Source organism: Klebsiella sp. BIGb0399 (assembly GCF_003752615.1).
Lineage (GTDB): Bacteria > Pseudomonadota > Gammaproteobacteria > Enterobacterales > Enterobacteriaceae > Klebsiella > Klebsiella lignicola.
Map to the genome: position 1 here is coordinate 155,269 of NZ_RKHT01000005.1, position 16,473 is coordinate 171,741.

13 protein-coding genes and 2 tRNA genes are annotated in these 16,473 nt (G+C 55.1%); 9 read left to right on the top strand and 6 right to left on the bottom strand.

Features of this window, described 5'->3' with window-relative positions; genetic code table 11:
• The first annotated feature begins 26 nt into the window (after positions 1 to 26).
• The 3 genes from efeO (at position 27) to phoH (ending at position 3,742) form a co-directional block, all read left to right on the top strand.
• On the top strand, positions 27 to 1,154 hold the full coding sequence (gene efeO, locus EDF82_RS01035) for an iron uptake system protein EfeO (protein WP_123755436.1): 1,128 nt from the start codon (positions 27 to 29) through the stop codon (positions 1,152 to 1,154).
• A 4-nt stretch (positions 1,155 to 1,158) separates the two neighbouring features.
• Complete coding sequence (efeB, locus tag EDF82_RS01040; protein WP_123753782.1) at positions 1,159 to 2,442, top strand: iron uptake transporter deferrochelatase/peroxidase subunit; 1,284 nt, start codon at positions 1,159 to 1,161, stop codon at positions 2,440 to 2,442.
• A gap of 511 nt (positions 2,443 to 2,953) precedes the next feature.
• Complete coding sequence (phoH, locus tag EDF82_RS01045) at positions 2,954 to 3,742, top strand: phosphate starvation-inducible protein PhoH (RefSeq protein WP_174510337.1); 789 nt, start codon at positions 2,954 to 2,956, stop codon at positions 3,740 to 3,742.
• A 93-nt stretch (positions 3,743 to 3,835) separates the two neighbouring features.
• Here the strand turns inward: phoH and EDF82_RS01050 are convergent, their stop codons facing one another.
• The 3 genes from EDF82_RS01050 to EDF82_RS01060 all read right to left on the bottom strand — a co-directional run bounded on the left by EDF82_RS01050 (position 3,836) and on the right by EDF82_RS01060 (position 6,770).
• Entirely contained in the window at positions 3,836 to 5,077 is a 1,242-nt protein-coding gene (locus EDF82_RS01050; RefSeq protein ID WP_123753784.1) for an MFS transporter, read from the bottom strand.
• Between the two features lie 531 nt (positions 5,078 to 5,608).
• Positions 5,609 to 5,696: transfer RNA gene (locus tag EDF82_RS01055), tRNA-Ser, on the bottom strand.
• A gap of 213 nt (positions 5,697 to 5,909) precedes the next feature.
• Positions 5,910 to 6,770 carry a pirin family protein gene (locus EDF82_RS01060; protein ID WP_123753785.1) on the bottom strand — a complete coding sequence of 287 codons (861 nt, stop codon included), beginning with the start codon at positions 6,768 to 6,770 and terminating at the stop codon, positions 5,910 to 5,912.
• A gap of 114 nt (positions 6,771 to 6,884) precedes the next feature.
• Between EDF82_RS01060 and EDF82_RS01065 the strand changes: the two genes are divergently transcribed.
• Positions 6,885 to 7,790, top strand: a complete 906-nt coding sequence (locus EDF82_RS01065) for a LysR family transcriptional regulator (RefSeq protein ID WP_123753786.1) — start codon at positions 6,885 to 6,887, stop codon at positions 7,788 to 7,790.
• A gap of 37 nt (positions 7,791 to 7,827) precedes the next feature.
• On the opposite strand, the gene EDF82_RS01070 is transcribed toward EDF82_RS01065, so the two are convergent.
• Both EDF82_RS01070 and EDF82_RS01080 read right to left on the bottom strand, forming a co-directional pair.
• Entirely contained in the window at positions 7,828 to 10,005 is a 2,178-nt protein-coding gene (locus EDF82_RS01070) for a TonB-dependent siderophore receptor (protein WP_123755437.1), read from the bottom strand.
• A 990-nt stretch (positions 10,006 to 10,995) separates the two neighbouring features.
• Positions 10,996 to 11,083 (bottom strand) — tRNA-Ser (locus EDF82_RS01080).
• A gap of 247 nt (positions 11,084 to 11,330) precedes the next feature.
• Between EDF82_RS01080 and ghrA the strand changes: the two genes are divergently transcribed.
• The 5 genes from ghrA (at position 11,331) to ymdB (ending at position 15,006) form a co-directional block, all read left to right on the top strand.
• Positions 11,331 to 12,269: a glyoxylate/hydroxypyruvate reductase GhrA gene (gene ghrA / locus EDF82_RS01085; protein ID WP_123753788.1), complete on the top strand. Its 939-nt coding sequence runs from the start codon at positions 11,331 to 11,333 to the stop codon at positions 12,267 to 12,269.
• Positions 12,270 to 12,354: 85 nt separating this feature from the next.
• Positions 12,355 to 13,092, top strand: coding sequence for a phosphatase (locus tag EDF82_RS01090; RefSeq protein WP_154145269.1), 738 nt, complete (start codon positions 12,355 to 12,357; stop codon positions 13,090 to 13,092).
• Positions 13,093 to 13,114: 22 nt separating this feature from the next.
• The gene (locus EDF82_RS01095; protein WP_123753790.1) at positions 13,115 to 13,669 is read left to right on the top strand and encodes a molecular chaperone; all 555 of its coding nucleotides are present in this window, start codon (positions 13,115 to 13,117) and stop codon (positions 13,667 to 13,669) included.
• Between the two features lie 103 nt (positions 13,670 to 13,772).
• Positions 13,773 to 14,273 carry a DUF1097 domain-containing protein gene (locus EDF82_RS01100; RefSeq protein WP_123753791.1) on the top strand — a complete coding sequence of 167 codons (501 nt, stop codon included), beginning with the start codon at positions 13,773 to 13,775 and terminating at the stop codon, positions 14,271 to 14,273.
• 208 nt (positions 14,274 to 14,481) lie between these two features.
• Positions 14,482 to 15,006 (top strand): O-acetyl-ADP-ribose deacetylase, encoded by a 525-nt coding sequence (gene ymdB, locus EDF82_RS01105; RefSeq protein WP_123753792.1) that lies wholly within the window; start codon positions 14,482 to 14,484, stop codon positions 15,004 to 15,006.
• A gap of 73 nt (positions 15,007 to 15,079) precedes the next feature.
• On the opposite strand, the gene mdoC is transcribed toward ymdB, so the two are convergent.
• Positions 15,080 to 16,240, bottom strand: a complete 1,161-nt coding sequence (mdoC, locus tag EDF82_RS01110; protein WP_123753793.1) for a glucans biosynthesis protein MdoC — start codon at positions 16,238 to 16,240, stop codon at positions 15,080 to 15,082.
• Between the last annotated feature and the right edge of the window lie 233 nt (positions 16,241 to 16,473).

Consider the following 16,473-nt stretch of genomic DNA (forward strand, 5'->3'; position numbering starts at 1 on the left):
ACACCTACTTACCGAAAGGGATGATCATCATGATTCATTTTCGCCGTAGTGCGCTGCAGCTTGCCGTCGCAGCGTTGTTCAGCTCTGCCTTTTACGCTCAGGCTGCGGATATCCCGCAGGTAAAAGTCACCGTTAATGATAAACAGTGTGAGCCAATGAACGTGACCGTGAAAGCGGGTAAAACACAGTTCATTATTCAGAACCACAGCCAGAAAGCGCTGGAGTGGGAGATCCTCAAGGGCGTGATGGTGGTGGAAGAGCGCGAGAATATTGCGCCGGGCTTCACCCAAAAGCTGACGGCGAACCTGCAGCCGGGCGAATATGACATGACCTGCGGCCTGCTGACAAACCCGAAAGGCAAGCTGATTGTTACCGGCGAGGCCACCAAAGACGCGGCTAAAGCCGATGCGGTCCTGAGCCTGGGCGAGGCGATCACCGCCTATAAAGCCTATGTCACCGCCGAAACCGCTGCGCTGGTCAGCGGCACCAAAGCCTTTACCGATGCAGTGAAAGCGGGCGATATCGAAAAAGCCAAAGCACTGTATGCGCCGACGCGTCAGCATTATGAGCGCATCGAGCCTATCGCCGAGCTGTTCTCCGACCTTGACGGCAGCATTGATGCCCGTGAAGACGATTATGAGAAGAAGGCGGAAGACCCGAAATTTACCGGCTTCCACCGTCTGGAAAAAGCCCTGTTTGGCGACAACAGCGTCAAAGGGATGGAGCAGTATGCCACCCAGCTGAACGACGACGTGCTGGAGCTGCAAAAACGCATCAGCGAGCTGGCGTTCCCGCCGTCTAAAGTGGTGGGCGGCGCGGCTGGCCTGATCGAAGAAGTGGCGGCCAGCAAAATCAGCGGGGAAGAAGATCGCTACAGCCACACTGACCTGTGGGACTTCCAGGCCAACATCGACGGCGCGCAGAAGATTGTTGACCTGCTGCGTCCGCAGCTGCAAAAAGAGAACAGTACGCTGCTGGCGAAAATTGATGCTAACTTCAAGAAAGTTGACGGCATTCTCAGCAAATACCGCACCAAAGACGGCTTCGAAACCTATGACAAGCTGACCGATGCGGACCGTAATGCGCTGAAAGGGCCGATCACCACTCTGGCGGAAGATCTGGCGCAGCTGCGTGGGATCCTCGGTCTGGACTAAGTCGATGGCAGAACAGAAGCAATTCGACGTGGATGAACCTTCACGTCGTCAATTATTAAAAGGGATCGGCGCGCTGGGTGGCGCGCTGGCCATTGCTGGCGGCTGTCCGGTGGCGCACGCGGCGAAGGGCGGCAGCGCGCCGGGCGTGCTCTCTCCTGACGCGCGGGCCGAGGTGCAGCCTTTTTACGGGCAGCACCAGGCGGGCGTACTGACGCCGCAGCAGGCCTCGATGATGCTGGTGGCCTTTGATGTACTGGCCAGCGATAAAGCAGACCTTGAACGGCTGTTTCGTCTGCTGACCCAGCGCATTGCCTTTCTGACCAAAGGTGGCCCGGCGCCGGATACGCCGAATCCGCGTCTGCCGCCGATGGACTCGGGGATCCTCGGACCGTGGATCTCGCCGGACAACCTGACGGTGACCGTGTCGCTGGGCCATTCGCTGTTTGACCAGCGTTATGGGCTGGCGAACCACGCGCCGAAAAAGCTGCAACCGATGACGCGTTTCCCCAACGATTCGCTGGACGCCGCGCTCTGTCATGGCGATCTGCTGCTGCAAATCTGTGCCAATACTCAGGATACGGTGATCCACGCGCTGCGCGATGTGATTAAGCACGCCCCGGATCTGCTGAGCGTGCGCTGGAAGCGTGAAGGGTTTATCTCCAGTAGCGCCGCGCAGAGTAAAGGCAAAGAGACGCCGGTAAACCTGCTGGGCTTTAAGGACGGCACCGCAAACCCGGTCAGCACCGATAAGGCGCTGATGGATGAAGTGGTGTGGGTCACCGCCGGCCAGGGTGAGCCCGCGTGGGCCACCGGCGGCAGCTATCAGGCGGCGCGTATCATCCAGTTCCATGTGGAGTTCTGGGATCGTACTCCGCTGAAGGAGCAGCAGACCATTTTCGGCCGGGACAAGCACAGCGGCGCGCCGCTGGGGATGCAGCACGAGCACGATGTACCGGATTACAGTAAAGATCCGAACGGCGATACTATCGCCCTGGATAGCCATATTCGACTGGCAAATCCGCGCACGCCGCAAACGCAGTCGAGCCTGATGATGCGCCGTGGCTACAGCTATTCATTAGGGGTGACCAACTCCGGTCAGCTGGATATGGGATTGTTGTTTGTCTGCTATCAGCACGACCTCGAGAAGGGGTTCCTGACGGTGCAAAAACGTCTGAATGGCGAGGCGCTGGAGGAGTATGTCAAACCAATTGGCGGCGGCTATTTCTTTGTGTTGCCGGGGGTTATCGACAGCCAGCACTACCTGGGGCAATCTCTGCTTGAAGCCTGATCGCTCTGCCCGTAGGGGCAGGGCGTTTTCTGCTGTTTTTCCATTCTTTTTTTGTATTTCCTGCCTTGTGTTATTTTTCTGTAATCTAAATGACGGAAACTCTCTTCAGCTGTTTGGGGAATTACTGTTGCGTTTGTGTAAAAAAATAGTTGCATCTTAGATGTTTTTTGATGTAATTATTACAGACGCGGTAGTTCCCGGCAGTGATGTCGTTTCACTATGGAGATCGCGAATGGTAGGGTCCCGTACCGGACAAAGCAAAACAACACACCGTACTCTTCAGCGCGGAGGGAAAACCTCCGGCAGCGACTTCGTCACCGTAAATTCACCCCTTTCCACCACGACAGAACATCCGAACCCTGACAGGGTACGCGGTGCGCGTAGCCGTGACTCATCGTCAATTCAACAGGCAAGCAATGGCTTAAAAGGAAGCCAAACCTCAATCGTTTGTGCGCATAGTCGCGTCGATGGTGACGCGTGTGATGTAAACCAACAACGCAAGGTGCTATCCATGGGAAGACAAAAAGCAGTGACCAAAGCTCGTCGTGAAGCAAAACGTGTGCTGAGACGCGATTCACGCAGTCATAAGCAACGCGAAGAAGAATCGGTCACATCGCTGGTGCACATGAGTGGCGTAGAAGCAATTGGCATGGCGCGGGATAGCCGTGATACTTCCCCAATTGAAGCACGCAATGATGCTCAGGCGCATTATTTGAATGCCATAGACAATAAACAGCTGATTTTTGCCACGGGCGAAGCCGGGTGCGGTAAGACCTGGATTAGCGCCGCGAAAGCAGCCGAAGCCCTGGTTCACAAAGATGTGGACAGGATTATTGTTACCCGTCCCGTTCTGCAGGCCGACGAAGACCTCGGCTTCTTACCGGGAGATATCGCCGAGAAGTTTGCTCCCTATTTCCGTCCGGTTTATGACGTTCTGGTCAGGAGATTGGGCGCTTCCTTTATGCAGTACTGCCTGCGACCGGAAATTGGCAAGGTGGAAATCGCGCCGTTCGCCTATATGCGCGGACGTACATTTGAAAATGCCGTGGTGATTCTGGACGAGGCCCAGAACGTGACGGCTGCGCAAATGAAAATGTTTTTGACCCGCCTCGGGGAGAACGTCACGGTCATCGTCAATGGCGACATTACCCAGTGTGATTTACCGTCTGGTGTGAAGTCTGGCCTGGTCGATGCGCTGGCACGTTTTGAGGAAGACGAGATGATCGGTGTCGTGCGCTTTACCGCCGATGATTGCGTCCGTTCGATGCTCTGCCAGCGAACGCTGAAAGCTTACTACTAGCGGCTAATTAGTGTGCAAAGCCCGGGGGCAGTCCAAACCCGGGCTTTGTTATTTTGCGGTCCGCGTGAACCATCTTTTGCTCAGTATCGTGGGTTAGCCAATGGCGCCCAGCGCATCGTCATTCCCCTGGCTTTTCGGCAACAGGAACAGAGTGGCGAAAATATCCAGCAGGTACAGCAGGGCCAGCAGGGTGATGGCGGCGGTAAATGACCAGTGGCTGACGAACAGACCGATCACCAGAGGACCAAAGCCACCGACGCCCCGACCGAGGTTAAACAGGACGTTCTGCGCCGTTGCGCGGACCTGCAGCGGGTAGGTATCCGAGATCAGCGCGCCGTAACCGCCGATCATCCCGTTGACGAACATACCCATTAACGCCCCGGTAAACAGCATAACGGTAGGGTCACGCAGTTGGGCGTAGATAATCACCATCACGACCGCACCGGCCTGATAAATCAGGAAGATTTTCCAGCGTGCGAAACGGTCCGCCAGCACGCCAAACAACCAGATGCCGAAGGTCATCCCTACCACGGTGACGGCGGTCCAAACGCCCGATTTGGTCAGCGAAAAACCAAAGTTCGACGACAGATAGCTCGGCATCCAGATCATCAGGCCGTAGTAACCAAAATTCTGTACCGAGCACAGAATAAAGATACCGAGACTGGCCTTCGAGGTGGCGCGATCGGAGAACAACATTTTGATTCGCGACGAGAATGAGAGCTGCTGGGTGGTATCGATATCTTTGGTAAACGCTTCCGGTTCGCCCATGCCGCGGCGGATGGCAAATGACACCAGCGCCGGCAGCAGGCCGACGAGGAACATCCCGCGCCAGCCGATAATATCCAGCAGCAGCGGGGTGATAAAGGCGGCCAGCAGAACGCCCAATTGCCAGCCGATGCCCACCCAGGCAGACGCCCGGTTGCGTTTGTGTGCCGGCCAGACTTCGGCGATCAGCGCCATGCCAATGCCGAATTCACCGCCTAACCCCATTCCCGCCAGCGTGCGATAGGCCAGCAGATCCCAGTAGCCCTGGGCGACGGCGCACAGGCCGGTAAAGACCGAGAACATCAGAATGGTGAAAGTCAGGACGCGAATACGGCCGAGACGATCGCTCAGGTGGCCGAAGATAATCCCGCCCAGCACCGCCCCGATCAGCGTCCAGGTCACCAGGGAGCCGGCCTGCGAGGTACTGAGGGCGAGTGAAACGCTGATGGCCGGTAACATAAAGCCGAGGATCAGCAGATCAAAGCCGTCCATTGCATAGCCGCTGATGGCGGCGACCATGGCTTTTGCCGGGGTAACGCCGCGTTTAGTTTGTGGAGAAGAGAACGTCATGTTCAGGCCTTTGGCAGTCAATTTGGCGGCAAGTATAGATTTGTCAACGAATGCGATCTACACGGCAAAGGGGGCGTTGCGGGCGGTGTGGATGGCATTAACTTTATGTTTTTATGGTTACGATGGTGTAAATGACTGGGTTTTTGTTTTAAGTATTAGTGGTCATGCTTAATGGGTAAATAGCGATGACGTAATATGCTGACGATAAAAAACGGCGATTGTCGGATTTTTGCTTCGCGGGGCTGGGGCTGCTGGTCACCCGGACGAGGCATACGGTCTGTCCAACTGGTGTTGGTAGCCCGGGCGAGGCATTTATGCCGACCCCCGGGAGAAACGCGCACCGTGCTGACAGGATGACTGGTGCAACAGCGAAGGTAGCCCGGGCGTGGCGTACAGTCTGTCCAACTGGTGTTAGTAGCCCGGGCGAGGCATTTATGCCGACCCCGGGAGAAACGCTCACCATGCTGACAGAATGACTGGTGCAACATGCGAAAAAAAGCCCGTGACTGCGTACGAGCTCTTCTTAAAATATGGCGGTGAGGGGGGGATTCGAACCCCCGATACGTTGCCGTATACACACTTTCCAGGCGTGCTCCTTCAGCCACTCGGACACCTCACCATATTGTTTCGCTGCTCACCTTGGGTGGGCAACGGGGCGCTACTATAGGGAGTTGCGCTAAAACGGTCAAGCAGTATTTATTCTTTCTTTACCGTTCGGTCAAGCAATGAACACTGCCCCACCGAAAACCGGCGGGGCAGTGATTTTAACGCAGAGAATCAAGCTGTTTGCCATGCTTTAACACTACGCTGGCAGGCCAGTAAGGTGCTGATGTCAGATCTGGCCGAAGCGCCCGCTGTTAAAATCGCTAACGGCTTCGGCGATCTGCTGCCGGGTATTCATCACAAACGGACCGTAACCCACAATGGGCTCCTGTAACGGCTCGCCGGCCAGCAGCAGCACTTTGGCATTCGTCGTTGCCTGGAGATGAATCGCTTCTCCCTGCTGGCTCAATACGACCAGCTGTCCTTCACGTGCCTGCTCGGCACCGTTGACCGCAATCTCACCTTCAAGGACCACTAATGCGCTGCTCCAGCCGTCAGGCTGACGGAGCGTAATGTCATGGCCCTGATTCAGCTGCATATCCCAGACGTTCAGCGGCGAGAAAGTATGCGCAGGACCAGACACTTCACCATAGCTGCCGGCGATAACCCGGATATTTCCCGCGCCGTCCGGCAGGGCGACGTCAGGGATAACATCCGCAGTAATGCTCTGATAGCCCGGATGAGCCATTTTGTCTTTGGCTGGCAGATTGACCCACAGCTGGATCATCTTCAGTTCGCCGCCGGTGCGGGTAAACTCCGCCGAATGAAACTCTTCATGCAGAATGCCGGCACCCGCGGTCATCCACTGCACATCGCCCGGGCCAATGACCCCACCTTTACCCGTCGAGTCACGGTGCTCAACTTCACCGGCATAGACGATGGTGACGGTTTCAAACCCACGGTGCGGATGTTCGCCAACCCCACGTCTGCCAGTTCCCGCCGGGAAGTGGTGCGGACCAGCATAGTCCAGCAGCAGGAACGGGCTTAACGGTTCGCCATGAGTCTGGTAAGAGAACAGCGAGCGGACCGGGAAGCCATCCCCCACCCAATGCTGGGCCGGTGCGGTGTAGACGCCTGTAATCTGTTTCATGGTGCTCTCCTGTGTTGCGATTTCTGATGACCATAAGCGTATATGCGCGGCCAATAAAGCGGTAGATAGCAAAAATAGCCTATACTGTTCTGAAAATGGAACAATGGAGGAAGGATGCTGGATCTCAATGACTTAGCCTGGTTTGTCCAGGTCGTCGATCATGAAGGATTCGCCGCGGCGGGCAGGGCGCTCGATCAGCCGAAATCAAAATTGAGCCGTCGGATCGCCCAGTTGGAAGAGCGGCTTGGCGTACGGCTGATTCATCGCACGACCCGCCAGTTCGTGGTCACCGAAGTGGGGCAGACTTTCTATCAGCACTGCAAAGCGATGCTGATAGAGGCCGAAGCGGCGCAGCAGGCGGTGGAGACGCTGCGTTCAGAACCTCGCGGCAGCGTCAAGCTCACCTGTCCGGTGACCTTACTCCATGCCCACGTCGGGCCGATGCTGGCGCGATTTATGCTGCGCTACCCCGGCGTCAATGTGCAGCTGGAGGCCACCAACCGGCGGGTGGACGTTGTCGGCGAAGGGATTGATGTGGCGATCCGCGTGCGTCCGCGCCCGTTTGACGATAGCGATCTGGTGATGCGGGTGCTGGCCGACCGCGGGCAACGGCTGGTCGCCAGCCCGGCGTGTATTGCGCGAATGGGGCGGCCGCAGGCGCCATCGCAACTGAGCACGTGGCCGGGACTGAGTCTCGATGCCGGAAAACATCAGCATAAATGGCAGCTGAGCGGACCCGAGGGGGCCAGGGCGGAAGTCTATTTTGCGCCGCGGATGGTCACGACGGATATGCTGGCATTGCGCGAAGCGGCGATAGCCGGCGTGGGGGTGGTACAGCTTCCTTTATTAATGGTGCGCGATCAGCTGGCGGCCGGGACGCTGGAGGTGGTGCTGGATGCGTGGCAGCCGCAGCGGGAAGTCATTCATGCGGTTTTTGCTTCGCGCCGTGGCCTGCTGCCGTCGGTAAGGGCGCTGGTGGATTTTCTCAGTGGGGAATATCAGCGGATGGAAGAGGACTGATGTTTCCGTGCCCGGTGGGGCACGGAAATGACCTCAATTAAAACGACATGGTGACCCCAGCGTAATAAGCACGGCCCGGTTCATTATAGGTAGAAGCACCTTCATTCTCGCGGTAAACACGTTTATCAAACAGGTTGTTGATACCGGCATTGGCGCGCAGACTTTTTGTGATGTCATAATTGAGGTTTAAACCGACGATGGAATAAGGACTAATCTCCTTCTGGGAAAGCCCATTATCGTTTTCAAGTTTGGTTTCGGCGTACTGGCGTGGTTTCTGGCGACCATATTGCGTCCAGTTAATGTCGGTACTCAGGTCCTGAGTCACTTGCCATTCCAGTTGGGAGTTGATGGTAAATTCCGGGATGACGGACAGCGGATTACCCGTTTTTTTGCTTTCAGAACGGAACATGTAGGTCGCGTTGGTGCGCCATTCCAGCGTATCGGCAATCAGAGGAATGGCCAGGTTACCCTCGAGCCCTTCAACGATGGCTTTACCGCCATTCTCCCACTGCAATACGTTATAGGTGCCATTGCTATAAATAGCAGACGTCCCTGACACGATTTTATTCTTATAATCATTGCGGAAGTAGGTAATACCGGCAGTGTAGCCTGCATGGCTGAATTCTATTCCAACTTCTTTGTTGACGCTAATTTCAGGATCGAGGTTATCGTTACCGAGTAAATAGCACTGGCTCAGACCAATCGGGCAGCCGTTGCCACGGGTGGACAGGAGATAGCCTGGCGTTGATTGATAAAGGTTGGGCGCTTTAAATGCGCGCGCGATACCGGCTTTTAAGACGAAATATTCGCCCAGCCCTTGCGACATATTCAGGCTGGGGCTCCAGTTAGCACCGAATTGATCGTGATAATCAAAGCGCAGGCCCGGAATAATCTCGGTGCTGTCGGTTGCCGCAATATTATCTTCGAAATAGAGCGAGCTGATGGTGGCGGAGTTTTTGCTGCTGCGTTGGGAAGGATCGCCTGAGCTACCTGGCAAATAAAAGTCTGTGTTTGCGGATTGCATGGAGGCGGGATCGTTGAGCTCATCGCGGTTCCATTCCGCCCCCAGGGTCACCGTTTGATCAACCAGCAGCTGCAGAGGGAAGTTTATTTCCCCGCCCGCGCGATAACTTTCCAGACGGCTGGTCGAATTCTCATCGCTATTAATCATGCCTTCGGTACTGCCGCCGGTACCTTCTTTTAAGCGCGTGTTATTGGTTTTTTCATAGTTAAAGTTAAGCCTGGACGTCCCCCAGTCCCAGATACCGTTATGAGTGATACCGTAGTTTTGACGGTATAAGCGGTTTGTTTCGCTGCCATATAACGATTCAACCAGACCGTTCGCGCTGCTATTACTATTGCTGTTTTGAGTATCACCAGCGTAGATATTTCCCTGACGGCTGTAGTCATAGGAGAAATCAACGATCTGGGTTGGCGTCACTTTCCAGGACAGTACACCGCTGATGTCTTTATTACGCACGCCTTCACGGCCCGCGGCATAGGAGCCGTTTTGTGCGGTATTGATGTCAAAGGCATCGGCATCGGTGCGGTTGAGGTTGCCGTACAGACGCATCGTCAGCGCGTCGCCTGCCAACGGGCCACTGAGGTTGAAGTTAGCGCGACGGGTGTCGCCTTCTTTGCTGTTTTCAGGCTGGTTGGTGTAGAGAGAGAGTGAACCGTGCCAATCGTTGGTAGGGCGCTTGGTGATGATATTCACCACACCACCGGCTGCACCTGAACCATAACGGGCGGCTGCCGGGCCACGAATCACTTCAATACGTTCCACCATTTCCGCCGGCACCCAGTTGGTATCGCCGCGAGAATCACGTTCGCCACGCCAGTTGTAGCGAACGGAGTTACGAGAACTCACCGGCACACCATCGATCAGCACCAGGGTGTTTTCCGGCCCCATGCCGCGAATATCGATTTGGCGGTTGTTACCGCGGCTGCCGCTGGCACCGTTGCCGGTCAGGTTGACGCCGGGCATTTTACGGATGATGTCAGAAAGATCGTTCACCGGAGGGCTTTTTTGAATGTCTTCTGCTGTGATAATCGAGACGCCTGGTTGCTGTTTTAGCTCCTGTTCAGCGGTGACCAGCATGACTTCATCATCAGCGAGATTTTCTGTCGGTTCGGCAGCCAAAGCAGGAGTGGACAGTAAGCTGGCAAAAAGCAGCGTTATCGGACGCTTTCTACCATAAAAAGTAACATTCATTTTCATTATCTCCATAATATGCAGGAATAAGGCGCAGATGCGGATGATAATGAGATTGATTATCATTGTATATTGCGTGCGGTGTTTCTCCTTTTTTTCTACATTGTTCGTCAATTTTTGGTTTTTGTGTAAGAGGATGTAAAAATTTGCCGCTGGGGATGTCGATGCTGAGAGGAATGTGATCTGGCGCGCTGTTATTCATAACACATTGATAAATATGGCTAGTAACACCTTTTAACAATGTGGTTGTTTTTTGTGCTCACGGTTTGGCTCTAAACGCAACTCCTGTGGCAGCGAAAAATAAGGAGAAATGGTGTTATTCGCAATACAAATATTTACATTCAATATCATCCGAAAATGCAATTTCAGACTATGCGAATGTCATCAGGCGATTCATTACATCAGCCGGTGTTGTAACGCTTTGTTAACAAATATTGCGTCATCTGCCAGAGAGTGGATGGCAGCGTGGGGATGCAACGGCGAGGGTAGCGATAGTAGCCCGGGTGAGGCATTTATGCCGACCCCCGGGAGAAGCGCACACCGTGCTGACAGGATGATGGGTGCAACAGCGATGGTAGCCCGGGCGTGGCGTACGGTCTGTCCAACTGATGTTAGTAGCCCGGGCGAGGCATTTATGCCGACCCCCGGGAGAAGCGCGCACCATGCTGACAGGATGGCAGGTGCAACATGCGAAAAAAAAGCCCGTACTTTCGTATGAGCTCTTCTTAAAATATGGCGGTGAGGGGGGGATTGACTCGCTTCGCTCGCCGTTACTCGGCCCATCCCTGGGCCTCGCCCCTTCGGGGCCAACGCAGGCGTTGTTCAAAAATGCTCCCGGCATTTTTGTGCGGGCAGCCCGCTCGCAGGCTCGCGGTCTGTCCAACTGGCGATGCCAGTTGTCGAACCCCGGTCGGGGCTTCTCATCCCCCCTGGTGGGTTGCAACATGCGAAAAAAAAGCCCGTACTTGCGTACGAGCTCTTCTTTGAAGATGGCGGTGAGGGGGGGATTCGAACCCCCGATACGTTGCCGTATACACACTTTCCAGGCGTGCTCCTTCAGCCACTCGGACACCTCACCATATTGTCGTTCCCGTTGCTGCTGGGAACGGGCGCTAATTTAGGGAAATACGTATCTCTCGTCAATCAACTTTTTCAAAAAAACGCGCGTTTAGCCAAACTTCGCGCAACTTGCGTTTTAAATGCGCGACAATCGATTTTTTTGTCACCACTCTCTTTTTACTCGATAGAAAAATGAAATTTGTTATGCTGACAAACCAATAGAAAACAACAAATAAAACACGACGCGTCAGCTATCAGGAGCCACGATGGACATTATTTATTATCACCCGACATTTGATACCGCTTACTGGATTGCAGAGCTGGAAAAACAGCTGCCAGGCGCGTGCGTCCGCGAATGGAAATCCGGCGACAACCAGCATGCCGATTACGCGCTGGTCTGGCACCCGCCGGTAGAAATGCTTAAAGGGCGGGATCTAAAAGCGGTCTTTGCCCTTGGGGCGGGTGTCGACTCGATCCTCAGTAAACTGCGCGAGCACCCGGAAATGCTGCCGATGTCGATCCCGCTTTTCCGCCTCGAAGACACCGGAATGGGTCAGCAGATGCAGGAGTACGCGGTCAGCCAGGTATTGCACTGGTTCCGTCGCTTTGATGACTATCAGGACTTAAAGCAACAAGCGCGCTGGCAACCGCTGGACGACTATCCGCGAGACACCTTTACTATCGGGATTATGGGTGCGGGCGTACTCGGTGCGAAAGTCGCCGAAGCGCTGCAGGTATGGGGCTTCCCGCTGCGTAGCTGGAGCCGCAGCCGCAAAGCCTGGCCGCAGGTGCAAAGTTTTGCCGGAGCAGAAGAACTAGGGGCGTTTCTCGGCGAAACGCGGGTGTTGATCAACCTGCTGCCGAACACGGCGGAAACCGCCGGGATTATTAACCAGCAGCTGTTGGCGCAGCTTCCGGATAACAGCTATGTTCTCAATCTGGCGCGTGGCGTTCACGTTGTTGAAGATGACCTGCTAGCGGCGCTGAATAGCGGCAAGCTCAAAGGGGCGATGCTGGATGTCTTTAGTCGTGAACCGTTACCGGCAACAAGCCCGCTGTGGGCGCACCCTCGGGTAGCCATGACCCCGCACGTGGCCGCGGTCACGCGTCCGCTGGAAGCCATTACCTATATTGCCGGCACCATCGGCCAACTGGAGCGGGGCGAAACGGTAAGCGGGCAGGTCGATCGTCAGCGCGGATACTAAGACATAACCCCGCTGCGGCGGGGTTTTTGCTAATCATAGGCCCTGATTCCTGCTATCCTTGCCACAAACAGAGAAGGAGAATGTGATGTATCCTGTTGACCTGCACATGCATACCGTCGCCAGTACCCACGCCTACAGTACCCTGCACGATTATATTGCTGAAGCAAAGCGCAAAGGGATCAAACTTTTCGCCATTACCGACCACGGTCCGGACATGGCCGACGCGCCGCACTACTGGCATTTCGTCAATATGCGCATCTGGCCGCGAATGGTGGACGGCGTCGGCATTTTGCGCGGCATTGAAGCCAACATTAAAAATACCCAAGGCGAAATTGACTGCACCGGGCCGATGCTGTCGTCGCTGGATCTGTTCATCGCCGGTTTTCATGAACCAGTGTTCCCGCCGCAGGATAAAGCGACCCATACTGAAGCGATGATTGCTACCATGGCCAGCGGCGCGGTACACATTATCAGCCATCCGGGTAACCCGAAATTCCCCGTCGATATCCCGGCCATCGCCGCGGCTGCGGCAAAATATCAGGTGGCGCTGGAAATCAATAACTCATCCTTTGTCTCCTCGCGCGTGGGCAGTGAAGATAACTGCCGGGCCATTGCCGCCGCGGTCCGCGATGCTGGCGGTTGGGTGGCGCTGGGATCTGATTCGCACACCGCCTTTACCCTCGGCGAATTTTCTGCGTGTCGTAAGATCCTTGATGAAGTGGGCTTCCCTGAGGATCGGATCCTTAACGTTTCTCCACGTCGGCTGCTGAATTTCCTTGAGTCTCGCGGGATGCCGGCAATCCCTGAATTTGCCGACCTTTAATGTGAATAACTGGAATAATTGAATGAACGAGTTTTCAATCCTCTGCCGCGTACTGGGCTCTTTGTACTATCGCCAACCTCAGGATCCGCTGCTGGTGCCGCTGTTTACCCTGATTCGTGAAGGGAAACTGGCGGCAAGCTGGCCGCTGGAACAGGATGAGCTGCTGGAACGCCTGCAAAAAAGCTGCGATGTACAACCGCTGGCCGCGGACTATAACGCACTGTTTGTCGGGGACGAATGCAGCGTTCCACCGTACCGCAGCGCCTGGGTTGAAGGGGCGAGTGAAGCCGAAGTGCGTGGTTTCCTGAGCGCTCACGGCATCCCGACCGGAGAAGGCAAAGCCGACCATATCGGTTCCCTGCTGCTGGCTGCCTCCTGGCTGGAAGATCACGCAACCGAAGACGAAAGCGAAGTCCTGGAAACCCTGTTCGCAGACTACATTCTGCCATGGTGCGGGACCTTCCTCGGGAAAGTCGAAGCCCATGCGGAGACGCCGTTCTGGCGCACCATGGCCCTGCTGACGCGCGAAGCGATCTCTGCGATGTGGGATGAGTTAGAAGAAGAAACTGAAGAGTAATATGTGATTTAAATCACATATTAATTGCAAGTGAAAATGGTTGCTTGCATATAACGTGCTTCAGATCTCATTTGAGCGGTGCGTATCTGGTATGATACGCGCCATGAACATACTTCTCGCAATTGCAATAACGACAGGCATTCTCTCCGGTCTCTGGGGATGGGTGGCGGTCGCGCTTGGCCTGCTGAGCTGGGCGGGTTTCCTGGGCTGCACGGCCTATTTCGCCTGCCCGCAGGGCGGTCTGAAAGGGCTGCTGATCTCCACCTCTACGGTGATGAGCGGGGTGGTGTGGGCGCTGGTCATTATCTACGGCAGCGCGCTGGCGCCGCATCTTGAGATCCTGGGCTATATGATGACCGGCGTTGTCGCCTTCCTGATGTGTATTCAGGCGCGCAAGCTGCTGCTCTCTTTTGTCCCCGGCACCTTTATTGGCGCTTGTGCCACCTTTGCCGGCAATGGTGACTGGCGAGTGGTGGTGCCTTCTCTGGCTCTGGGACTGGTCTTTGGCTACGCGATGAAAAATTGTGGGCTGTGGCTGGCTGCGCGAGCGCAGAAGAATAAAGCTCCTTTAGTGAATGAAACGCCCGACCGGGCGCGATCTTAACGACTCGCAATACCCAAACAGGACCTCAGGTCCTGTTTTGCTTTCTACACGTTTACCCCGTTTGCCGTGCGGTCAGTCCGCCTCATTCTCTTGCCGTGCTGCGCTGGTCGATTGCCCGTGGTCGTATACACAGACTTTCGTCCTGGGGACTATCGTGCCATATTAGCCACAATGCATTATGTAAAGACGTAAGCCGACAGGAGGCAAAATGACGGTTAAACCTGAGGTGATTCTCGGTGATATCACCACGCTGGAGGTCGATGTTATCGTCAATGCCGCTAACCCTTCACTGCTGGGTGGTGGGGGCGTCGATGGTGCCATTCATCGCGCTGCCGGGCCTGAACTTCTTGCCGCCTGCAAGGTGGTCCGCCAACAGCAAGGGGAGTGTCCCCCGGGCCACGCGGTGATTACTACGGCGGGTCAGCTGCCAGCCAGCGCGGTTATTCATGCGGTCGGGCCGGTCTGGCACGGAGGCGAACAGCATGAGGCGCAGATCCTCGCCGATGCTTACCGCAACAGCCTGCTGCTGGCATCAGCCAACAGCTATCGGTCGATTGCTTTCCCGGCGATCGGTACCGGGGTGTACGGTTATCCAAAACAGGCCGCGGCAGAAATTGCGGTGCAGACGGTGAATGCCTTTCTGGTCCGTTATAACCCGCTGGAGCGGGTCTTTTTCGTCTGCTTTGATGATGAAACCGCGGAGATTTACCGTCGGTTATTGCAGCCGCAGTAATCACGGCGAAAGGGGAGTGCCGCTCGTTCACTGCCAGATATAAGCAGGTGAACGAGCGGGCATGCGCATTGAGTTAGCTGGCAGAAACCTGCGGTTTAGCGGGTTTGGTCTGGAACTTCCCCGAGAAGAGAAAGCGTAGCAGGGGGATGCGCAGGTGAATTTCATACAGCACCACGGCAATACCCACCACAAAGATTAAGCCAGTCACAAAGCCGAGCGCGTTCGATTTTATCGCCGGGGCAATCCAGGCGCCGTAGAGCAGGGTCAGCGGATGGTGCACCAGATAAATGAACAGTGAGGCATTCACAAAATAGGTCACGCGTGCCGACTGAAAGTTCAGCAGGCGGTGGCCAAGCGAAAACACCACGTTGACCATCCACAGTCCCAGCACCATGGTGATGACATATTCGACTTCGTACATCCAGCCGTCACCGGAGCCATACTGCTGATTCAGGCGATAGGCAATAAAGCCCAGCAGAGCACCCGCGAAGCACCACGGCGATGGGGTGGTGAACATCGCTTTTAAGCGCGTATTGATAAACACCTGGGCGCCAAGAATAAAGAACGGCAGATAAAACAGGGTCTGCATAACGATAAAGTTAAACAGGCCATTGCTCAGCACCGGCGCGTAAACCACCAGCAGGGTGCGGCGGATCAGGGCGTAAAGCACGCCGAGCGCGAGGAAAATCATCGACAGCTGGCCTAATGTGACAGTGTCACCAAAAGTGTGACCATCCCCGGAACGACGGCCAGTCAGCCATTTAAACAGCACTACCCCAAGGGTTGTCAGGACCACCAGCACCAGCAAAAACCACAGGTGCGAGATCAATTCCCACGCCAGGGTATTAAACTTGTCATAGCCCGAAAGCGTATGCCAGTTGTCGGCCTTGCCGTTCACGTACTGCAACATGATGAACTGCGGGAGCGTCAGCAGCGGAATCGCCGTGAGCATCGGGATACCGACGCGTTCCACGCGCACTTTCCACCATTTTTTGAGCGGATAGCGCAGGAACAGCATGTAGGAGAAATAGCCGGAAATAACAAAGAAGACCTGCATGCGGAACGCATGGATAAAGTCGTTGAACAACGTCAGCCACCAGGACGGCTCGACGCTATTCACATGCCAGCTGTGGCTGGAGTAAATCAGCGATATATGAAAAGGGATCCCCAGCAGCATGAGCCATGCGCGGATGCTATCGAAGAAGTATTCACGTTGTGCTGGCGCGTTATTCATACAATATCACTACATTCTCAGACAATTCGTCTTATCACTCAAGGTGATAACGTTTAAATTCCCAGCAACCCTACATCAACTCAGGGTATCTGTCTCCAGGATAAGTACGCAAAGTACAAAAGTGGAGTTAACAGTCTGTTACCTGCACCGCTGAGATGAACAAAGCAGGGATTATGTTGTCGGATTGCCTGAATTACCATTAAAATAGATCGGATCGATTTAAGCACACAAAG

Bases quoted from the DNA above. Each gene is read 5' to 3' on its own strand.
- efeB (WP_123753782.1), top strand. From the start codon at position 1,159: ATGGCAGAACAGAAGCAATTCGACGTGGATGAACCTTCACGTCGTCAA.
- phoH (WP_174510337.1), top strand. From the start codon at position 2,954: ATGGGAAGACAAAAAGCAGTGACCAAAGCTCGTCGTGAAGCAAAACGT.
- EDF82_RS01050 (WP_123753784.1), bottom strand. From the start codon at position 5,077: ATGACGTTCTCTTCTCCACAAACTAAACGCGGCGTTACCCCGGCAAAA.
- EDF82_RS01060 (WP_123753785.1), bottom strand. From the start codon at position 6,770: ATGAAACAGATTACAGGCGTCTACACCGCACCGGCCCAGCATTGGGTG.
- EDF82_RS01065 (WP_123753786.1), top strand. From the start codon at position 6,885: ATGCTGGATCTCAATGACTTAGCCTGGTTTGTCCAGGTCGTCGATCAT.
- EDF82_RS01070 (WP_123755437.1), bottom strand. From the start codon at position 10,005: ATGAATGTTACTTTTTATGGTAGAAAGCGTCCGATAACGCTGCTTTTT.
- ghrA (WP_123753788.1), top strand. From the start codon at position 11,331: ATGGACATTATTTATTATCACCCGACATTTGATACCGCTTACTGGATT.
- EDF82_RS01090 (WP_154145269.1), top strand. From the start codon at position 12,355: ATGTATCCTGTTGACCTGCACATGCATACCGTCGCCAGTACCCACGCC.
- EDF82_RS01095 (WP_123753790.1), top strand. From the start codon at position 13,115: ATGAACGAGTTTTCAATCCTCTGCCGCGTACTGGGCTCTTTGTACTAT.
- EDF82_RS01100 (WP_123753791.1), top strand. From the start codon at position 13,773: ATGAACATACTTCTCGCAATTGCAATAACGACAGGCATTCTCTCCGGT.
- ymdB (WP_123753792.1), top strand. From the start codon at position 14,482: ATGACGGTTAAACCTGAGGTGATTCTCGGTGATATCACCACGCTGGAG.
- mdoC (WP_123753793.1), bottom strand. From the start codon at position 16,240: ATGAATAACGCGCCAGCACAACGTGAATACTTCTTCGATAGCATCCGC.